At 73.2% G+C, this 19452-nt stretch carries 19 protein-coding genes; 7 read left to right on the forward strand and 12 right to left on the reverse strand.

The genetic code is table 11. From position 1 onward, the window contains the following. The 7 genes from FAF44_RS42380 to FAF44_RS42410 form a co-directional block, all read right to left on the reverse strand. The coding region (locus FAF44_RS42380) for a P1 family peptidase (protein WP_237109052.1) at positions 1-516 on the reverse strand (516 nt) is incomplete at its 3' end. Between the two features lie 46 nt (positions 517-562). Beyond that, a complete protein-coding gene (locus FAF44_RS42385) occupies positions 563-1741 on the reverse strand; it encodes a M20 family metallopeptidase (protein ID WP_237109053.1) in 1179 nt (392 codons plus the stop codon). Continuing rightward, positions 1738-2538: an ATP-binding cassette domain-containing protein gene (locus FAF44_RS42390; RefSeq protein ID WP_237109054.1), complete on the reverse strand. Its 801-nt coding sequence runs from the start codon at positions 2536-2538 to the stop codon at positions 1738-1740. The genes FAF44_RS42385 and FAF44_RS42390 overlap by 4 nt, the downstream gene beginning before the upstream one ends. Further along, entirely contained in the window at positions 2507-3421 is a 915-nt protein-coding gene (locus FAF44_RS42395) for an ABC transporter ATP-binding protein (protein ID WP_237109055.1), read from the reverse strand. Before FAF44_RS42395 ends, FAF44_RS42390 begins: the two co-directional genes overlap by 32 nt. After that, a complete protein-coding gene (locus FAF44_RS42400) occupies positions 3408-4274 on the reverse strand; it encodes an ABC transporter permease (RefSeq protein WP_237109056.1) in 867 nt (288 codons plus the stop codon). The genes FAF44_RS42395 and FAF44_RS42400 overlap by 14 nt, the downstream gene beginning before the upstream one ends. Next, complete coding sequence (locus FAF44_RS42405) at positions 4271-5209, reverse strand: ABC transporter permease (protein ID WP_237109057.1); 939 nt, start codon at positions 5207-5209, stop codon at positions 4271-4273. Before FAF44_RS42405 ends, FAF44_RS42400 begins: the two co-directional genes overlap by 4 nt. Next, positions 5206-6702 (reverse strand): ABC transporter substrate-binding protein, encoded by a 1497-nt coding sequence (locus FAF44_RS42410; RefSeq protein ID WP_237109058.1) that lies wholly within the window; start codon positions 6700-6702, stop codon positions 5206-5208. Before FAF44_RS42410 ends, FAF44_RS42405 begins: the two co-directional genes overlap by 4 nt. An 88-nt stretch (positions 6703-6790) precedes the next feature. Here FAF44_RS42410 and FAF44_RS42415 point away from each other — a divergent pair, with 88 nt between their 5' ends. The 6 genes from FAF44_RS42415 to FAF44_RS42440 all read left to right on the forward strand — a co-directional run bounded on the left by FAF44_RS42415 (position 6791) and on the right by FAF44_RS42440 (position 12724). Next, complete coding sequence (locus FAF44_RS42415) at positions 6791-7564, forward strand: FadR/GntR family transcriptional regulator (protein WP_237109059.1); 774 nt, start codon at positions 6791-6793, stop codon at positions 7562-7564. Positions 7565-7593: 29 nt separating this feature from the next. Continuing rightward, a complete protein-coding gene (locus tag FAF44_RS42420; RefSeq protein WP_237109060.1) occupies positions 7594-8568 on the forward strand; it encodes an adenylate/guanylate cyclase domain-containing protein in 975 nt (324 codons plus the stop codon). Positions 8569-8612: 44 nt separating this feature from the next. After that, positions 8613-9374, forward strand: a complete 762-nt coding sequence (locus FAF44_RS42425; protein WP_237109061.1) for an aminotransferase class IV — start codon at positions 8613-8615, stop codon at positions 9372-9374. 29 nt (positions 9375-9403) lie between these two features. Further along, positions 9404-10390, forward strand: coding sequence for an MsnO8 family LLM class oxidoreductase (locus FAF44_RS42430; protein WP_237109062.1), 987 nt, complete (start codon positions 9404-9406; stop codon positions 10388-10390). 49 nt (positions 10391-10439) lie between these two features. Further along, positions 10440-11960, forward strand: coding sequence for an acyl-CoA synthetase (locus FAF44_RS42435; protein ID WP_237109063.1), 1521 nt, complete (start codon positions 10440-10442; stop codon positions 11958-11960). Between the two features lie 122 nt (positions 11961-12082). Beyond that, a complete protein-coding gene (locus tag FAF44_RS42440; RefSeq protein WP_237109064.1) occupies positions 12083-12724 on the forward strand; it encodes a trans-aconitate 2-methyltransferase in 642 nt (213 codons plus the stop codon). Between the two features lie 27 nt (positions 12725-12751). Here the strand turns inward: FAF44_RS42440 and FAF44_RS42445 are convergent, their stop codons facing one another. The 5 genes from FAF44_RS42445 to FAF44_RS42465 form a co-directional block, all read right to left on the reverse strand. Further along, on the reverse strand, positions 12752-14323 hold the full coding sequence (locus FAF44_RS42445) for a benzoate-CoA ligase family protein (protein ID WP_237109065.1): 1572 nt from the start codon (positions 14321-14323) through the stop codon (positions 12752-12754). Between the two features lie 77 nt (positions 14324-14400). Beyond that, the gene (gene boxB / locus FAF44_RS42450) at positions 14401-15810 is read right to left on the reverse strand and encodes a benzoyl-CoA 2,3-epoxidase subunit BoxB (protein WP_237109066.1); all 1410 of its coding nucleotides are present in this window, start codon (positions 15808-15810) and stop codon (positions 14401-14403) included. A gap of 3 nt (positions 15811-15813) precedes the next feature. Continuing rightward, positions 15814-17391 carry a 2,3-epoxybenzoyl-CoA dihydrolase gene (gene boxC, locus FAF44_RS42455; protein ID WP_237109067.1) on the reverse strand — a complete coding sequence of 526 codons (1578 nt, stop codon included), beginning with the start codon at positions 17389-17391 and terminating at the stop codon, positions 15814-15816. Between the two features lie 31 nt (positions 17392-17422). Further along, entirely contained in the window at positions 17423-17767 is a 345-nt protein-coding gene (locus FAF44_RS42460) for a hypothetical protein (RefSeq protein WP_237109068.1), read from the reverse strand. Between the two features lie 47 nt (positions 17768-17814). Further along, positions 17815-18756 carry a LysR family transcriptional regulator gene (locus FAF44_RS42465; RefSeq protein WP_237109069.1) on the reverse strand — a complete coding sequence of 314 codons (942 nt, stop codon included), beginning with the start codon at positions 18754-18756 and terminating at the stop codon, positions 17815-17817. 67 nt (positions 18757-18823) lie between these two features. Between FAF44_RS42465 and FAF44_RS42470 the strand changes: the two genes are divergently transcribed. Continuing rightward, positions 18824-19452 (forward strand): MFS transporter (locus tag FAF44_RS42470; protein WP_237109070.1); only part of this gene is annotated, 629 nt, incomplete at its 3' end.

The raw sequence follows: 19452 nt of genomic DNA on the forward strand, positions 1-19452 counted from the left end.
GGTCCCGGCCCCCACGGATCCCCGAGCCGTCCCCGGGGCCGTGGTGACGACCCCCGCACGCGCGTCGGCGGCATCGGGGAGGGGCGCCAGGGCGGCGTCGTAGGCGGCGGCCCCCAGGGCGGCGTCGGGGACGGCGCGGAAGGCGCCGCCGCGCCCCAGGTCGAAGATCACCGCCGCGGGCACGATCGGCACCGCCCCGCCCGCCACCGGATACCCCGAACCGGCGTCCGCCAGCCGCGCCATCACCCCGCAGGCGGCCGACAGCCCGAACGCGCTGCCGCCCGACAGCACCACGGCGTGCACCCGCTCCACCAGGTTCCGCGGATCCAGCAGCTCCGTCTCCCGGGTGCCGGGCGCGGCGCCCCGGACGTCCACCCCGGCCACCGCGCCGGAGGCGGGCGCGAGGACGACGGTGGTCCCGGTGCGGAAACCGCCCCCGACCCGCTGGGCGTGCCCCACCCGCAGGCCGGGCACGTCCCGCAGCGAGTTCGTCGCCCCGGCCCGCATCGTGGGCATGGACCGCATCAGCGCCCCCGCGAGCAGCACACCCGGGCCGCGCGCATCAGTGTTCCCCGGTCAGGAAGCGCCGGGCGGCCTCGGCGAACACCCGCGTGCACCGGACGATCTCCGCCACCTCCACGAACTCGTCGGCCTGGTGCGCGATCCACTTGCCGCCGGGCCCGTACACGACCGACGGGACCCCGCCCCAGTGCGTCAGGACGGTCCCGTCCGTGGTGCCCGGCACGCCGCCGTACACCGGTTCCTCGCCGGTCACGGCCCGGTGGGCGGCGGCCAGCGCGGCGACCACGGGGTCGGAGCGCGGCACGTCCACCGGGGGCCGGTCCACCAGCACCGACACCTCGGCGGCGATCCCGTCGGCGCGGGCCAGTCCGGCCACCCGGCCGGCGATCTCCTCGTGGTCGGCGCCCGGCACGGTGCGCACGTCCACGAACACCGAGGCGACCGCCGGGATCACGTTGACCTGCTCCTCGGTGCCGGCCCGCAGCACGGTCGGCGTCACGTACACCTCGCCGAGGTGCTCGTGCGCGGGATGCCGCCGCTGCAGGTCCTCCTGGAGCGCGACGAGCCCGGTCAGCAGGGCTCCGGCCGCCTGGATGGGGTTGCGGCCGTGCTGGGGCATCGCGCCGTGGGCCATCTTGCCGGTGAGGTCCACGCGCAGCCGCAGCGCGCCCTTGGCCACGGCGCAGATCTCGCCCGCCTCGGGCTCGGCGACGATCGCCCCGTCCACGTCCGCGGCCAGGCCGGAGGAGACGAAGTGGTGCGCGCCGAGCATGAGGCCCTCCTCGTCGGCCAGCGCGCACACCTTGATCCGGCCGGGGAACGGTCCGGCGAGCTGGAGCGCGCGGGTGGCGTAGAGGGTGGCGGCCAGGCCGGACTTCATGTCGGCGCTGCCGCGTCCCCACAGCCTGCCGTCGCGGATCTCGCCGCCGAACGGGTCCACCGTCCAGGACGACAGGTCGCCCTCGGTGACGACGTCGGTGTGGCCCTCGAACATGAGGGTCGGGCCGGGCCCGCCGCCGCCCTCGACGACGGCGACCACGTTCGGCCTGCCGGGCGCGGCCTCGTCCACGACCGGGTCCCAGCCCCACTCCCGCATCCGCGCCTCGACCAGCTCGGCGGCGGGCCGCTCGGAACGGCCGCGCGCCGGGTCGTTGGTGCTGGGAACGCGCACCAGCGCCTGCGTGAACTCCACCACTCCGGCGGCGTCTACCTCGATCAAATCAGTCCCTCCAGCGTCGGTACGGCCTCCAGCAGCGCCCGCGTGTACGGGTGGGCCGGCGCGGCCCAGACGTCGTCCACGGGCCCGGCCTCGACGATCGCGCCCTGGTGCATGACCGCGACCGTCTCGCACACGTGCCGCACCACGGACAGGTCGTGCGAGACGAACACGAGCGTGAGCTCCAGCTCGTCGGCGAGGTCAGCCAGCAGGTTGAGTATCTGCCCGCGGACGGAGACGTCCAGCGCACTCACCGGCTCGTCGGCGACCAGCGCCTTGGGACGGGGCGCGAGCGCGCGGGCGATGGCGATGCGCTGCCGCTGGCCGCCGGAGAACTGGTGCGGGTACCGCTCGGCGGACGAGGCGGGCAGCCCGACCGCGTCCAGCAGTTCGGCCACCCGGCCGGCGACGGGCAGGCCGAGGGCGACGAGCGGCTCGGCGACGAGGTCGCGCACGCGCATGCGCGGGTCGAGCGAGCTCATCGGGTCCTGGAAGACGATCTGGAGGTTCTCGCGCAGGAAGCGCAGGGCGCGTTCCGGCCGGCCGGTGATCTCCTGGCCGTCGAAGCGGATGGTGCCGCCGGTGGGCTGGTCGAGGGCGCACAGCAGGCGCAGCAGGGTGGACTTGCCGGAGCCGGACTCGCCGACGATGCCGTACCGCTCGCCGCGCCGCACGGTCAGCGACACCTCGCGCAGGGCGTGCACGGCGGCCCCCGGCCTGGTGAGCGAGGTGCGGGGCCGCCGGAAGACCCGGTTCAGCCCGGTGGCCTCAATCAGCGGGGTGCCAGCATGCGTGGGCATGGCCGTCTCCTGTCAGGGCCGGGGTCGTCGCGCAGGCGGGGGTGGCGTGCGGGCAGCGGTCGCGGAAGACGCAGCCGCCCGGGAAGTGCCCGGCGGCGGGCACGGCGCCGGGGATGATGGGCAGGCGGGTTCCGCGCGGGGTGAGCCTCGACGCGGCCAGCAGGCCCTGCGTGTAGCGGTGGCGGGGCCGGGTGAACACCTCGCGCAGGGGGCCGGACTCGACCACGCGGCCTCCGTACATGACCAGGACCCGCTCGCACAGGGAGGCGACCACGGCCAGGTCGTGGGTGATGAACAGCAGCGCGGGGGCGACCTCGGCGATCAGGCCGAGCATCTGCTTCTGCACGGTGACGTCGAGCGCCGTGGTGGGTTCGTCGCAGATGAGCAGGCCGGGGCCGTTGGCCAGGGCGATGGCGAGCATGACGCGCTGGCGCTGGCCGCCGGAGAGCTGGTGCGGGTAGGCGCGGGCGATCTGCGCGGGGCCGGGCAGCCGCACGCGCTCCAGCAGCTCGACCGACCGCTCGCGGGCCTCCTGGCGCGGACGTCCGTGCAGGGTCAGCACCTCGGCGACCTGGGCGCCGATCCGCATGAGCGGGTTGAGCGCGGTCATGGGCTCCTGGAAGACCATGGACAACTCGCCGCCCCGCAGCCGCTTCATCCGGCTCTCGGGGACGCCCACCAGGTCCCGTTCGCCGAGCCTGGCCCGGCCCGACGCGGTGACGCCCTCGGGGAGCAGGCCCATGAGCGACAGCGCGGTGAGCGACTTGCCGGAGCCGGACTCGCCGATCAGCCCGACCCGCTCGCCGGGCGCGATGCCGAAGGACACGTCGCTGACCAGCTCGACGGTTCCCGCGCGGACGGTCAGGCCCTCAACCTTCAGCACGGATCCTCCTGAGCTTGGGGTCGAGGTAGTCGCGCAGGCCGTCGCCGAGCAGGTTGAAGCCGAGCACGGCGACGGCGACGGCGATGCCGGGCCACAGCGCCAGGCGCGGGGTGGAGAAGAGCAGTTCCTGCGACTCCTGCAGCATGCGGCCCCAGGACGGGGTGGGCGGCCGGGTGCCGAAGCCGAGGAACGACAGCGCCGCCTCGGCCAGGATGGCGATGGCGAACGACACCGACGCCTGCACGATGAGCACGGAGCCGATGTTCGGCAGCACGTGCCGCACGGCGATGGCCGGACGGCCCCGCCCGGCGGCCCTGGCGGCCAGGACGTAGTCGGTGACCATGACCTGGAGGGTGGCGGCGCGGGCGACGCGGGCGAAGGCGGGCACGGTGGCCACGCCGATGGCGATCATCGCGGTGAGCGTGCCGGGGCCGTACACGGCGCCGAGCATGACGGCCAGCAGCAGCGCGGGGAAGGCGAACACGAGGTCGTTGACGCGCATGATCAGCTCCGACAGCCAGCCGCGCGGCGTCATCCCGGCGACCACGCCGAGCGGGACGCCGGCGAGGGCGGCGATGCCGACGGCGACGACGCCGACGTAGAGGGTGGTGCGGGCGCCCACCATGAGCTGGCTGAAGGTGTCGCGGCCGAACTTGTCGGCCCCGAGCGGGTAGCCGCCGCCGGGCTCGCGCAGCTTGCCGGCGGCGTCCACGAGGGTGGGGTCGTGCGGGGTCCAGAAGAACGAGACGAGGGCGGCGAGCACGACGAGCCCGACGAGCGTGCCCCCGGCGAGCAGCCCGGCGTTCAGCCGGCCGCCCCTCGTCCGGCCGCCCTTCACCTGGCCGCCCTTCATCGCAGCCTCGGGTCGAGCAGGTGGTAGGCGACGTCCACCACGAAGTTGATCAGCAACACGGCCGCGACCAGCACCATCACCACACCTTGGACGAGCAGCAGGTCACGCTGGGCGACGCCGTTGAGCAGCAGGTCGCCGAGCCCGGGGATGACGAAGACCCGCTCGACCACGACCGCGCCGATCAGCAGCGTGGCCAGTTGCAGGCCGAGCACGGTGACGACGGGCACGGAGGCGTTGCGCAGCCCGTGCCGCCACAGCGCGCCGGCGGCGCCGCGCCCCTTGGCGCGGGCGGTGCGCAGGTAGTCCTCGCGCATGACGTCGAGGACGGCGCTGCGCACGTAACGGGTGAGCACCGCGCCCTGGACGAGGCCGAGCGACAGCCACGGCAGCAGCAGGCCGCGCAGCCACTCCCCCGGGTCCTCGGTGATCGGCACGTAGCCGCCGGACGGCAGCACCTGGGCGCGCACCGCGAACACGAACACCAGCAGGATCCCGGCCAGGAACGCGGGGATCGCGATGCCGACCTGGCTGGCCGCGCTGATCGCCACGCCCAGGGGGTCGCGGTGGCGGACGGCGGCGAACGTGCCCAGCGGCACCGCGAGCGCCAGGGCCAGGACCATGCCGCCGAGCACGAGCACGACCGTGACGCCGAGCCGCTCGGCGATCTGCGGGCCGATGGGCGCGCCGGTCACGTACGAGGTGCCGAAGTCGCCGGAGACCAGCCCGCCGGACCAGTCGAGGAACTGCGCGACGGGCGGCCGGTCGGTGCCGAACTGGCGGCGCAGCTCGGCCACCGCCTCGGGGGTGGCGTTGACGCCGAGCGCGATCTCGGCCGGGTCGCCGGGCAGCAGCGCCATGAAGGCGAACACCGCCACGGCGGCCACGGCGGTGCTCGCGAGCAGCACCGCCAGCCGTTTGAGGAGGTACGTCGTCACCGCTTGGCGAGCGCGGTGAAGTCGAAGGACTCCGCGATGGCGTTCTTCGGCAGCCCGGTGACGCCCTTCTTCGCCACGATCAGGTTGGGGAACAGGAAGAGCCAGTCGGCGGCGGCGTCCTCGGACAGCAGCTTGGCGGCCTGCTTGAGGTCGTCGGCCTGCTCCTGTTCGGTGCCGGCGTCGGCGGAGGCGAGCAGCTTGCCGAACTCGGGATTGTCGTAACGGAAGTAATACGACTTGTCGGCGAATATGCCCATGTCACGGGGTTCGACGTGGTTGATGATGGACAGGTGGTAGTCGGCCTTGGTGAACACCTGGTCCAGCCACCGCGCGGGGAACTCCAGCGGCTCGATCTCCGCCGTGATCCCCACCTGGGCGAGCTGCGACTTGACGACCTGGGCGCTGTTGACCGCGTACGGCAGGTTGGGGATGCGCATCGTGACCTCGTACGTCTTGCCGCCGAGCAGTTCCCTGGCCTTGGCCGGGTCGTACGGGTAGTCGCCGGTGCGGTCCTCGTACCAGGGGTCGGTGGGCGGCGTCATCGAGCCGATGAGCTGCCCGCGCCCGGCCCAGGCGGTGTCGAGCAGCGCCTTGTGGTCGATGGCGTGCCGCACGGCCTGCCGGACCTTCTTGTCGTCGAAGGGCGGGCGGCTGTTGTTCATGGACAGCACGACCTCGCCGTTCGTGCTGCCCTCGACGGTCTCGAACCGGGCGGGGTCGGCGAACTGCTGGAGCGACTCGGGCGCCTGCACGCTGGAGATGACGTCGATGCCGCCGGTCAGCAGCGCGTTGTTCATCGCCGTGGCGTCCTTGAAGTACTTGAGCGTGACCGACGGCATCGGCGGCTTGGCGCCCCAGTAGGAGGGGTTGGCGTCGAGCCGGAGGGAGTCGCCGCGCCGCCAGGCGCCCAGCACGTACGGGCCGGTGCCGACGGGCTTGTTGGCCAGGTCGGCGACGCCGGTGCGGCTGAACATGGCGCCGAGCCTGGTGGCCATCGAGTAGAGGAAGCCGTTGCTCGGCCGCTTGAGCGTGACGACGACGGTGGAGTCGTCCTTCTTCTCGGTCTTCTCGACGGCGTCGAGCTGCGTCTTGATCTTCAGCTTCCAGTCGCTCCTGACCCGGTCGAGGGAGAAGACCACGTCGTCGGCGGTGAACGGCGCGCCGCTGCTGAAGGTGACGTTGTCGCGCAGGGTGAAGGTGTAGGTCCGGCGGTCGTCGGAGACGTCCCACTTCTCGGCGAGCAGCGGCGCGATCTTGCCGTCCTGGTCGAGCTTGACCAGGCCCTCGTAGACGTTGACGAGCAGCGCCTGCGGGATGGCGGCGCCCTCGGTGGAGGTGAAGTCGAGGTTGGCGGGCTCGGCCACCGCTCCGACCGACAGCGACTGGGCCCGGCCGGTGGCCGCGGTTCCTCCGCCGCCGCCCCCGCCGCCTCCGCAGGCGGCCGTGGCCAGCAGGAGACCGCCTGCGGCGATCCAGATCCCGATTCGCCTCATGTCCTACAGCCTCCTGGCTAGTGCACTGGTCTGACCAGTAGGCTACGCACATTGCCAGTCTGCGGCGGCTCGGGTCAAGGGGGCTTGGATGGGTGGTCCGCGCTTCGAGCCGGTGCGTGCCGTACGCGCTTACGAGCGGGTCGTGGAGCAGGTCGAGGAGGCCATCGAGAGCGGCGTGCTCGTACCGGGCGGGCGGCTGCCGAGTGAGCGCGAGCTGATGACGCAGTTCTCCGTCAGCCGCTCCACCGTGCGCGAGGCGCTGCGCGTGCTGCAGGCGCGCGGCCTGGTGCGTTCCCGGCCCGGCGATCCCCACGGGGCGGAGGTGCTGCCCTTCTCGCCCGCCGCATTACACAAGTCGATGACCACGCTGGCCCGGGTGGCGGAGCTGTCGCTGGGCGAGCTGGTGCAGTTCAGGATGGTGCTGGACGCCTCCGCCGTGCTGCTGGCGGCGCGGCTGCGCACCGAGGAGCAACTCGCCGAGATGTACGCGGCGGTCGCCGCGATGCGGGCCGCCGCCGAGGCGGACGACGCCGGCGGCGGCACGTCCGAGGAGGCGTTCGGCGCGGCCGACATGGCCTTCCACGACGCGATCGCGCGGGCCGGCGGCAACAAGCTGGTCCAGATCTGCACCGACGTGGTGCGCTCCATCGTGGTGAAGCTGATCGCCGACCGGATCGCCGGCGAGCCCGACCGCGGGAGCCTGATGCGGCGCAGCATCCGCCACCACGAGGAGGTCATCGCCGCGGTACGCGCCGGCGACGGCCCGCTCGCCGCCCGATTGTCGAGAAAAGCAATGTATGACTACTACGCCGGGTATGTAGAGGAAAGCGAGCGGAGTGCCTTGCGCGCACTCCTGGAGTGATCTGGCGCACAGGGTGTTATGTTGCCGAGGTGGCGCAGGTGGACGGGGACGGGGACGGGCTGAGAGACGCCTTCCTGCTGCGTGAACCGCGCCGGTACACCAGTCACCAGGTCGCCGAGATGGCGGGGGTGCCGGTCTATCGCGCGCGGCGGTTCTGGCGCGCCCTGGGCTTCGCCAACGTGCCCGACGACGCCGTCGAGTTCACCGATCTCGACGTCGAGGCGCTCCGCACGCTGCTCGGCATGGTCACCTCCGGCGTCTACGACGAGGAGCACGTGCTGCTCATCGCCCGCTCGCTGGGCCGGGCCACGGCCAGGCTGGCCGAGTCGCAGGCGGAGCTGGGCGCGGAGGCGCTCGACAAGGCGGGCGTGCCGCTGGCCGAACGGCCCAGGGCCTGGCGCAGGCGGGCCGAGCGGGTGGTGCCCGACCTGGCCCGGCTGCTCGTCTACGCCTGGCAGCGCCAGCTCGCCGCCGCCGCCGGGCGCATCGCCGAGCAGGACATGAGCGCCGTGCGGATGGCGGTCGGGTTCGCCGACCTGGTCGCCTTCACCCGGATGAGCAGGCAGATCACCGGCAGCGAGCTGGCCAGGCTGATCGACAGGTTCGAGGGCCGCTCGGCCGACATCGTGACCTCCACCGGCGGCCGGGTGGTCAAGACCCTGGGCGACTCGGTGCTGTTCGTCAGCGACCAGGCGCATGTGGCGGCCGAGATCGCGCTGCGCCTGGTGGAGACGCACGCGCGCGGCAAGGACATGCCGGAGCTGCGGGTGGGGCTGGCCGCCGGGCCGGTGATCTGGCGCATGGGGGACGTCTTCGGCACCACCGTCAACCTGGCCAGCCGGCTGACCGCGCTGTCGCTGCCCGGCACGATCCTGGCCGACCCGCAGCTCGCGGAGGAACTGGAGGGCGATCGCGCCTTCCGCCTGCGCGAGGTCAACCGGCTGTCGGTGCGGGGGCTGGGCGAACTGGCGCCGTACACGGTCATGCGGGCGGAGAGCCCCTGATCCCACCCGCGCCGCTCGCGGGGCGGGCCGTAAAGTGGACCGCCATGACGACGGGACGCACTGCCGTGGACGGCGTGCTCGTGGGCGCCGAGGCGCGCCTCATGCTGGACGCCCGCTACGGGCACTTCACCGCCATGCAGGTCAGGGACCGGCGGGTGCGCGGGCTCGGCCGGCACCTCGATCGGCTCGCGGGAGCCAACCGGGAGCTGTTCGGGGCGGAGCTCGACCGGGCGGCGGTGCTGGCCTCCATCAGGGCCGTGCTGGGCGGCGACGTGCGCGACGCGGGGGTGCGGGTGCTCGTCGTGGAGTCCGGCGACCGGCCGCTGATCGTGGCCGCCGCGTACCCGCCGCACCCGCCGCTGCGCGGGCCGCTGCACGTCCGGACGGTCGTCTACCAGCGGTACCTGCCGCACATCAAGCAGGCCGCCGGCTTCCAGCAGGCCCACATCGGGCGGCGGGCCGCGGCGGAGGGCTACGACGAGGCGCTGCTGACGACCGCCGACGGCCTGATCAGCGAGGGCTCGATCACGAACCTGGGCGGCTTCGCCGGCGGCCGGCTGGTCTGGCCGGACGCGCCGATGTTGCACGGCGTCACGATGAGCCTGCTGGAGCGCATGGACGTGCCGCAGGAGCGGCGTCCGCTGAGGGCGGCCGACCTGGCCGGGTTCGACCAGGTGTTCCTGTGCAACTCCTGGGGGGTGATGCCGGTGGGCGGGGTGGACGGCGTGCCGCTGCGCCAGGACGCCGGGCTGGTGAACCGGCTGGTGACGCACTACGAGGGCGTCCCGGGCGACCCGCTGGATTGATCCGGGCGGCGGGAGCGTTGCACCCGTACATGACCGCCGTGACCGCGTACTCGATCCTCGACCGCTCGCTCGTCCGCCGGGGCTCGACGCCGGCCGCCGCGCTGCGCGACACCGTGGAGTTCGCGCGGCGGGCCGAGGAGCTCGGGTACCACCGGTTCTGGGTGTCCGAGCATCACAGCGTGCCCGGCGTGGCGGGGTCGGCCCCGACCGTGCTGGCGGCGGCCGTGGCCGCGGCGACGTCGCGGATCCGGGTGGGCACCGGCGGCGTGATGCTGCCCAACCACCGGCCGCTGGTGGTGGCGGAGCAGTTCGGCGTGCTGGAGTCGCTGCATCCGGGCCGCGTGGACATGGGCCTGGGGCGGTCCGTGGGTTTCACGGGCGGCATCCGCGGGGCGCTCGGGCACGGCAAGGACGACGCGGACCGGTTCGGCGACCAGCTCGCCGAGTTGCTCGGCTACTTCACCGGCACGCAGGCCGTGCATCCGGGCGTGCACGCGGTGCCCGCGGAGGGGCACCGGCCGCAGGCGTTCGTGCTGGCGATGGGGGCGGGGGCGGACATCGCGGCGGAGCACGGGCTGCCGATGGTGATCGGCTCCGGCGCGCGGATGGCCGGCTCGGTGGCGCGCTACCGGGCGGGCTTCCGTCCCTCCGCGTGGGCGGCGCGGCCGTACGTGGTGGTCGCGGCGGACGTCGCGGTCGCCGCGAGCGCGCGGGAGGCGGCGCTGCTGCAGCTCCCGGAGGCGTGGGCCACGGTGCGCTCGCGCACCGGCGGCGCGTTCCCGCCGCTGGAGCCCGCCGCGGAGATCGCCGCGCGGGAGCCGTCCGCGCGGGAGCGGGCGTACCTGGACGAGGCGCTCAAGGGCAAGATCCACGGCACGGAGCGTGAGGTCGCGGTGGCGCTCGGCTCGCTGGTCGCCGCCGGCGGCGCGGACGAGGTGCTCATCACGATGAACACCTACGACCTGGACCGGCGGCTGGACTCCTACCGGCGGCTCGCCGCGCTCTTCCCGGGTTAGGATCGCCCGAATATCGTTCTGCGTGAACGCGTGAGTGAAGGGCGTCCCCATGATCCGTCAGCACTCCATCGGTGACCTTCTGCGGCGTACGGCCGCCCGGCACCCGGCCAAGACCGCCGTCGTCTTCGGCGACCTGCGGCAGAGCTACGCCGATCTCGACCTGACCGTGAACAGGACGGCCAACGCGCTGGCCGCGCGGGGCGTGCGCAAGGGCGACCGGTTCGCGGTCTTCAGCCACAACAACCACGCGTTCGTGGTGGCCTACTTCGCGCTCGCCCGGCTGGGCGCGATCTCCGTCCCGGTCAACTTCATGCTGGGGGCCGAGGAGGTCGGCTACATTCTGCGGCATTGTGGTGCGACCGGAATCCTGGCCGAGGAGGCGCTGCTGCCGGTGGCCGCCGCGGCGGCGGGCGACGAGATCGTGGTCCGCGGCGTGATCGGCGAGGGACGCGACGGGTGGGAGCCCTTCGCCGCGTGGACCGCCTTCGAGGACGCCTCCGAGCCCCAGGTCGAGATCGCCGACGACGACCCGATCCAGCTCATGTACACCAGCGGCACCGAGGCCCGGCCCAAGGGCGCCACGCTGTCGAGCCGGAGCCTGCTCGCCCAGTACGTGACCTGCGTGGTGGACGGCGAGATGAGCCACGACGACGTGGAGGTGCACGCCCTGCCCCTCTACCACTGCGCCCAGTTGCACTGCTTCCTGACGCCGGGCGTCTACCTGGGCGCCACGAACATCGTGCTGCCCGGCCCGAGCCCGGCGGCCGTCCTGGCGACGATCGAGGGCGAGCGGGTCACGAAGCTGTTCTGCCCGCCCACGGTCTGGATCTCGCTGCTGCGCCACCCCGACTTCGACCGTCGTGACCTGTCGTCGCTGCGCAAGGGCTACTACGGCGCCTCGATCATGCCGGTGGAGGTGCTGAAGGAGATCGCCGCGCGGCTGCCGGACGTGCGGCTGTTCAACTTCTACGGCCAGACCGAGATGGCGCCCGTCGCCACCGTGCTCGGCCCGGACGAGCAGCTCACCCGGCTCGGCTCGGCCGGACGGCCCGCGCTGAACGTGGAGACCAGGATCGTGGACGACGCGAACCGGCCCGTGCCGCCCGGCGTGGTCGGCGAGATCGTGCACCGCAGCCCGCACGCGATGCTCGGCTACTGGAACGACCCGGACAAGACCGCCGAGGCGTTCGACGGCGGCTGGTTCCACAGCGGCGACCTGGGCGTCATGGACGCCGACGGCTACCTGTCGGTGGTCGACAGGAAGAAGGACATGATCAAGTCGGGTGGCGAGAACGTGGCCGGCCGCGAGGTGGAGGAGGCCATCTACCAGCATCCGGCGGTCGCGGAGGCGGCGGTGTTCGGGGTGCCCGACGAGAAGTGGATCGAGGCGGTGACGGCCGCGGTCGTGCTGCGCGAGGGCGCGGGGGTGACGGAGCGGGAGCTGATCACGTTCCTGCGGGAGCGGCTGGCCGCCTTCAAAACGCCCAAACGAGTGATCTTTGTAGAATCGCTGCCGAAAAACGCCTCGGGGAAAGTGCTCAAGCGCGAGCTGCGGAACAATGTTTCGTAAAATTCACTCGCGATAACGGGCACGATTGGGTATTGCCCGCTCGTTCAGCGGGCATTCCCTTTTGACGACGACTGCACCTCAAGTCCCGGATGATTCCCATCCTCGATTGAGAAAGGCCGCACGTGCCCAGTCTGCCCGAGCTCGCGCACCGGACGCTCTTCCGGACGTTGTCGCTGCTGTCCCCGAAGGGGCAGGGGGTGATCCTGCGCCGGTACTTCGACTGGTGGCACCGCACCCCCGACCCGTGGAAGCTGGCGAGCGACGGCTACGAGCAGCACAAGTACCGCTCCACGCTCGAGCACCTGCCCGAGCGGCCGTACCGGCGCATCGCCGAGGTCGGCTGCGCCGAGGGCGTCTTCACCCACGCCCTCACCACCGCCTACCCCGACGCCGAGATCACCGGCATGGACATCTCGGAGCGGGCGCTGTCACGGGCGCGGGCGCGGGTGAAGGAGGACGAGCGGGTGCGGTTCGTCCGCTCCGACATCCTCACGCACCGGGTGGAGCCGCGCTTCGACCTGGTGTTCTGCTCCGAGACGCTGTACTACCTGGGGCGGCACGACCGGCTGCAGCACGCCTCCGCGCAGCTCGGCGGGCTGCTGGAGCCCGACGGGGTGCTGGTGGCGGTCCATCCGTGGCCGGAGTCCGACCGGCTGCACGGGTATCTGGACGCCCAGGGCTCGTTGAAGCGGCTCGACGAGCGGGTCTACAAGGACTCGCCCCGGCCGTTCGCCATCACGATCTACGGCGCCCGCCCCTCCTGACCCGGGCCCGGCCGCGGACGGGCGGCGTCAGTGCTTGCCCAGGCGATCGGCCGCGAGCCCCCGCACCACCCCGCGCTGGATCTTCCCGGTGGCCGTCTTGGGCAGTTCGTCGAGGACCAGCACCTCGCGCGGCCGTTTGAACGCGGCCAGCCCGTCGCGGCAGAACCCGATCAGCTCGGCCGCGTCCACCGTGCGCCCCGGCGCGGGCACCACGCAGGCCACCGGCTTCTCCAGTCCGTCCCGGTCGAGGTGCGCCACGACCGCGCACTCGCCGACGGAGGCGTGCTGGAGCAGCCGGGCCTCGACCTCCATCGGCGACACCCAGATCCCGCCCGCCTTGATCATGTCGTTGGAGCGGCCCAGGCAGCGGTAGGAGCCGTCGGCCTCGCGCACGTAGGTGTCGCCGGTGCGCAGCCACTCCCCCTGGAAGACCTGCCGGGTGGTCGCCGTCCGGCACCAGTACCCGGTGGCGAGCGAGTCGCCGCGCACGTGCAGGTGCCCCGGCTCGCCGTCCTCGACGGGCTCGCCGTGCTCGTCGAGCAGGCGGGCCTGGTAGCCGGGGACGACGGTGCCCGAGGTGCCGGGGCGCACCCGGCCGGGCCGGTTGGAGATGAAGATGTGCAGCGCCTCGGTCGAGCCGAGGCCGTCGATGATCTCCACGCCGTACCGGTCGGTGAAGCGGCGCAGGATCTCGGCGGGCAGCGCCTCACCGGCCGAGACGGCCAGCCGCACCGACGCGAAGTCACCACCGGGGCCGGCACCGGGAGCAGCACCGGGCGCGGCACCGGAGGGGTCTCCGGAGACGGCGAGCAGGGCCGCGAAGAACGTGGGGCCGGCGAAGAACAGGGTCGGCCGCTCCTCCGCCACCCGCGTCAGCACGCCCGCCGGGCTGGGCCTGGCCGGGTCGAGGATGGCGGTGGCCCCCGCCGCCAGCGGGAAGAACATCGAGTTGCCGATCCCGTAGGCGAAGAACAGCCGCGCCACCGACAGGCACCGGTCCTCCGGCCGGATGCCGAGCACCTGGCGGCCGTAGGTCTCGTAGACGTCCCTGATCGCGCCGTGCCGGTGCATGGCGGCCTTGGGCGCGCCGGTGGTGCCGGAGGTGTAGAGCCACAGGGCGGGCGAGTCGCGCCAGCTCGCGTACGGCGGCCCGGCCGGTCGTCCCGCCGCCAGCAGGCCGGCCCAGGAGCCGTCGGTGAGGACGAGCCGGATCACCTCGGGGGCCTCGCGCAGCGCCGCGCGGACCACGGGCTCGAACTCGGGGGTGGCGACGACCGTCCGCGCGCGGGAGTCGCGGACCAGCTCGCCCAGCTCGGCCCCGTTGTACATGGTGGAGACCGGCACCGCGACCGCCCCCATCCGCATGACGGCCAGGATGGTGATCACGGTCTCTGGGCGGTCGGACATGACGAGCAGGACCCGTTCCTCCGGCCGGACGCCCGCCCCGCGCAGACCGGTGGCCAGCTCCGCCACGTGCGTGGCGAGCTGGGCGTAGGTGAGCGTGCCGGCGGGCCCGGTGATCGCGACGTGGTCCCCCCGGCCCGCCTCGACCTGGCGGTCGGTGAGGTAGACGCTGGCGTTGAACGACTCGGACGTCATGGCCGTCCCCATCCGCAGGCGGGCAGATCGTTGCCAAATCTTCTACACAGAATCGATACGCCGTCAATGACGTGTAGTCAGAGATGGACGTACTCGTAGTCGAACGGCCGGCCGTTGACGCCGCTGCGCGGCGGGGCCACCCAGGCGGCGATCTTCCCGGGCTCGTAGACGGGCCGCATCAGCGCCCGGACGTGCTCCTTGTCCCGCGGCGTCGGCAGCCAGCGGTCGCGCGAGGCGGCCCAGACGGCCTCGCCGAGCACCCGGCCGTCCGGGGAGACGTGGTGGCCGGCGAACGCGCCGACCTTGCGGTTGAAGCCGACGTGCGGCAGGTACAGGACCGGGTCGAGGCCGTGACCGGCGAGGATGCGGTTCCAGCGGGTCACGCCGGTGGCGCAGTCGGCGGCGTACTCGGCGCGCAGGTCGGCGTTGAGCGCCGTCAGCGCGGGCAACCGGGCCTGCGCCAGCCGGCCCCCCTCGATCCGGGGGACGACCGCGACCGCCTCGGTGAGCAGGTGGTCGTCCTGGCGGCGTTCCTCCTGCCAGCGTCCCTTGAGGCCGGCGGTGTAGTAGTTGGCCACGTTCGTGGAGGTCTCGCCGCCGAACAGGTCGAGGCTCACGCTGTAGTGGAAGTTGATGTACTTCTGGATCATCGTCAGCGGGATGCCGCCGTGCCCGCCGATGTCGTCGCCGTCGTGCTCGCGCATGAGTTGGGCGGTCCGCTCCACCACCCGGTCCACGCCCGTGGTGCCCACGAACATGTGGTGGGCCTCCTCCTTCAGCATGAACTCGCAGGTGCGGCTGAGCGGGTCGAACGCCGACTCCTTCAGCGTCCCGAGCTGGTACTTGCCGTCGCGGTCGGTGAAGTAGGTGAACATGAAGAACGACAGCCAGTCCGGCGTCTCCTCGTTGAAGGCGCCCAGGATGCGCGGCGAGTCCTCGCTGCCCGAGTTGCGCAGCAGCAGCGCCTCGGCCTCGTCCCGGCCGGGGCGGCCGAAGTAGGCGTGCAGCAGGTAGACCATGGCCCACAGGTGGCGGCCCTCCTCCACGTTGACCTGGAAGAGGTTGCGCAGGTCGTACAGGGAGGGGGCGGTCAGGCCGAGGCGGCGCTGCTGCTCGACGCTGGCCGGCTCGGTGTCGCCCTGGACGACGATGAGCCGCTGCAGTTCGGCGCGGTACTCGCCGGGCACCTGCTGCCAGACCGGCCGCCCCTTGTTCTCGCCGAAGGCCACCCGCCGGTCGGGGTCGCGCTCGGCGAGGAAGATGCCCCAGCGGTAGTCGGGCAGCGCCACGTGGTCGAAGTGCGCCCAGCCCTCGCGGCCGACGGCGACGGCGGTGCGCAGGTAGACGTCCCGGGTGGGCAGCGCGGGGCCCATCTCCGACCACCATCGCAGGAAGCCCGGCTGCCACGACTCCAGCGCCCGGCGCAGCCTGCGGTCCTCGGCGAGGTCGACGTTGTTCGGGATGCGTTCGGAGTAGTCGATGCTCATGGCTCAGGCTCGTCTCCTGTCGTAGACGGGACGCCGGCCGGTGCCGTAGCGCCGCAGCGCGCCCTCGGGGCCGGCGGCTCCCGGCCGGGTGAAGATCCAGTTCTGCCAGGCGGCGAGACGGGCGAAGATCTTGGTCTCCATCGTCTCGGGGCCGGCGAAGCGCAGGTTGGCCTCCAGGCCGGTGAGCGCGTCGGGGCTGAGGGCGGCGCGTTCCTCCAGCGCCAGGCGTACCTCGTCGTCCCAGTCCAGGTCGTCGGGGGCGAAGGTGACCAGCCCCAGCTCCAGCGCCTCGGCCGGGCCGATGCGCCGGCCCGCCAGCCTCTCCAGCGCGGCCGGCCGGCCGGGCTCGGCGTGGAAGCGGGCGGCCAGCCGCGACAGGCCGTTGCCCATGGGGTAGTCGCCGAAGTTGGCGCGGGAGAACTGGATCGCGGCGGGACGCCCGGGGTCGTCCAGCATGTACTGGCGGTCGCAGGCCAGCGCCAGTTCCAGCAGCGGGCCGGCGAAGCAGCTCCCCGGCTCGATAAGGGCGATCAGGCTGCGGCTGGTCACGTCCAGGCGTTTGAGGGTGCGCTTGTAGAAGTGCCCGATCTCGGCGTGCGGCCGGGCCCCGGCGGCGAGGACCGCGTCGATGTCGCCCTCGGTCCTGATCACCCAGGTGCCCAGCTCTGGCTCGTTGGTGCGCAGCCGCAGGATCAGGTCGTCCAGCTCCCTGGTCATCCGCAGCAGCCAGCCCTGGCCGTCGTCCCCGGGGCGCGGCCCGCGCACGGTGATCGTGACCTGGCGCCCGTCCGGCCGCGCCGCCACCGTCTCGTAGACGTAGCCGTCGGGACGCAGCGGCGGCAGCGGGATCGGCGCGGCCCCGGCGGGCCGGGACGAGCGGGCGGCGGCCTCGCGGGCCCGGCGGCGCACGGTCTCCTCGAACCTGCTGCGCGGCACCACCTCGTCCACCAGCCCCCAGGCGAGCGCCGTACGGCCGCGCACGCCCTCGCTGCGGGTGGCGAACACGTCGGCCAGGTCCTTGCGCACCCCGCGCTTGTCCGTGAGCCGGGTCAGCCCGCCCGTGCCCGGCAGCACGCCCAGCAGCGGGACCTCGGGCATCGACACCGCCGTGGAGCCGTCGTCGATCAGGATGATGCGCTCGCAGGCCAGGGCCAGCTCGTAGCCGCCGCCGGCCGCCGTGCCGTTGACGGCGGCCAGGTACGTCTGGCCCGAGTGGGCCGTGGCGTCCTCGATGGCGTTGCGGGTCTCGTTGGTGAACTTGCAGAAGTTCACCTTCCAGGCGTGGTCGGACTGGGCCAGCATGCGGATGTTCGCCCCCGCGCAGAACACCCTGCCGGGGCCGCCGGTGATGACGACCGCGCGCACCTCGGGGTGCTCGAAGCGCAGGCGTTGCACGGCGTCGTGCAGCTCGATGTCGACGCCGAGGTCGTAGGAGTTGAGCTTGAGGTCGTAGCCGGGGGTGAGGCCGGCGTCCTCGTCGACCTCCAGCACGATCCAGGCGACCTCGCCGTCCAGCTCCAGGCGGAGGTGGCGGTAGCTGCCGGGATCGACGTCGAAGGACACCTCTCGCTGTCCGGTCATGCCTCAAGTTCAACAATTACCTGATGTCGCGTCAACCTTCTGTAGAACTTGGGCGGCGGTCGAGGGCCTGGGCCCACTTGACGGCCACCGCCGCCACCTGGACGAGCTCGGCCCGCAGCCGGTGCGGGTCCGACTCGGCGAAGGTCTCCATCACCTCCTCCGCCAGGACGTGCCGCCACGTGAGGGTCCCGGCCCCGGCGGCGCGGTCGGTCTCGTCCCGCGCCGCGTCCGACTCGGCCGCCGCGTCCTCGCCGCCGGTGCCGTCGGGCAGCGACTGCATGCCGAAGCGCGCGTCCTGCGCGGCCCGCTCGGCCGCCACGTCCGCCAGGACCCGCGCCAGCGAACCCGGCACTCCCGCATCACCGTCATGTGTCATGCGCGCCAGTCTCGCGCACCGCCCGCCCGGCCCCGACGTCGCGGACGTCACGGATGGCGGGGCGGGCGGAAGGCGGGGCCCAGGCGGACCGGGCGGGAGCAGGCGTGGTCGCGGAACGCGCGGGCCGCCGGGGTCAGGCGGTCCCCTTCGGGCCAGCTCATCCCGATCGTCCGGAACAGGGACGGCGACAGCGGGATCTCCACCACGCCTCCCGTGGCCGGCTGGTCCGAGCGGGGCAGCACGGCCACGCCCAGGCCCGCGGCCACCAGCCCGCGCACGGTCTCCGACTCCTGCCCCTCGAACGCGATCCGCGGCTCGAACCCGGCCGCCGCGCACAGGTCGTCGGTCATCTGCCGCAGCCCGTAGCCGTGCTCCAGCGTCACCAGTTCCTCCTGCGCCAGGTCGGCGGCCCGCACCCGCTTCCTGGCCGCGAGGCGGTGGGACTTCGGGGCGCACAGCACCAGCTCCTGGTCGGCGAGCGCGCGGCTGACCAGGCCGGAGTCCTCGTCCGGCATGGGGGCGACGAACACCAGGTCGATCTCGCCGGCGCGCAGCGCGTCGAGCATGTCCTGGCGCGAGCCCTGGGCCAGGCTGAAGCGGACGCCCGGGTTGCGCTCGCGGAACCCGCCGATGAGGGACGGCACGAGCGTGCGGCCCAGCAGGTGCAGGAAGCCGAGGACGATGCGGCCGCTGCCGGGGTCGATCTCCTCGCGCACCTCGCGGGCGGCGGCGGTCATGGCCGACAGTGCGCGGGTGGAGGCGGCGGCGAGGGTGCGGCCCGCCCTGGTCAGGCGGATGCCGCGGCCGGCGGGCAGGACGAGCGGGGCGCCCACCAGGTCGGCCAGGGCGGCGAGGCGGCGGCTGGCGGTGGGCTGGGGGACGCCGAGCAGTTCGGCCGCGCGGGTCACGTGGCCGGTCTCGCCGACGGCGGCCAGGAGCGCGAGGGCCGGGGCGAGGCGGGCGGCCAGCCGGTCATCGGATTCATCCATCACAGTATGAATTATCGCTCATTTTCGCATTAGACGTATTTATTAGCCTTGCTTAGCGTTACCCGGTGTGGTGGTTGTTCAGGAGGTTCTGAAGCCGGTCGTCGACACGCGGCGCGTGAGCGCGGCCGTCGCCGCGGCGGGGTTGTCGTCCTTCGCCCTGCTGTACGCGCCGCAGGCGGTGCTGCCCGACCTGGCGGTGGCCTACCGGCTGGATCCGGGCAGCGCCTCGCTGGCGATCTCGGTGGCCACCGCCTCGCTGGCCGTCGCGGTGCTGCCGCTGGCCTGGCTCGCCGGGCGGGTGGGACGGCGGCGGGTGATCCTCTGGTCGGTGGTGGTGTCGGCGGTGATCGGGCTGACGCTGCCGCTGGCGCCGTCCTTCCCGGTCTTCCTGGTGATGCGCGGGGTGCAGGGGGTGGCCATCGCCGGGTTCGCGGGGGTGGCGGCGGCGTACCTGGCCGACCAGGTCGGGACGGCGCGCCTGGCCGGTGCCGTGGGGGCGATGATCGCGGGCAACTCGGTCGGGGGCATGACGGGCCGGCTGGGGGCCGGCTTCACCGCCGGTCCGCTGGGCTGGCACGGTGCGATGCTCGTGGTGGCGGGGGTGGCCCTGCTGTGCGCCCTGTTCACGGTCGTGACCCTGCCGAGCGGGACGGGGACAGGCCCGACCCAGGGAGAACCGCCCGCACGGGGTGCGGG

Origin of the sequence: Nonomuraea sp. MG754425 (genome assembly GCF_021699195.1) — a bacterium.
Lineage (GTDB): Bacteria > Actinomycetota > Actinomycetes > Streptosporangiales > Streptosporangiaceae > Nonomuraea.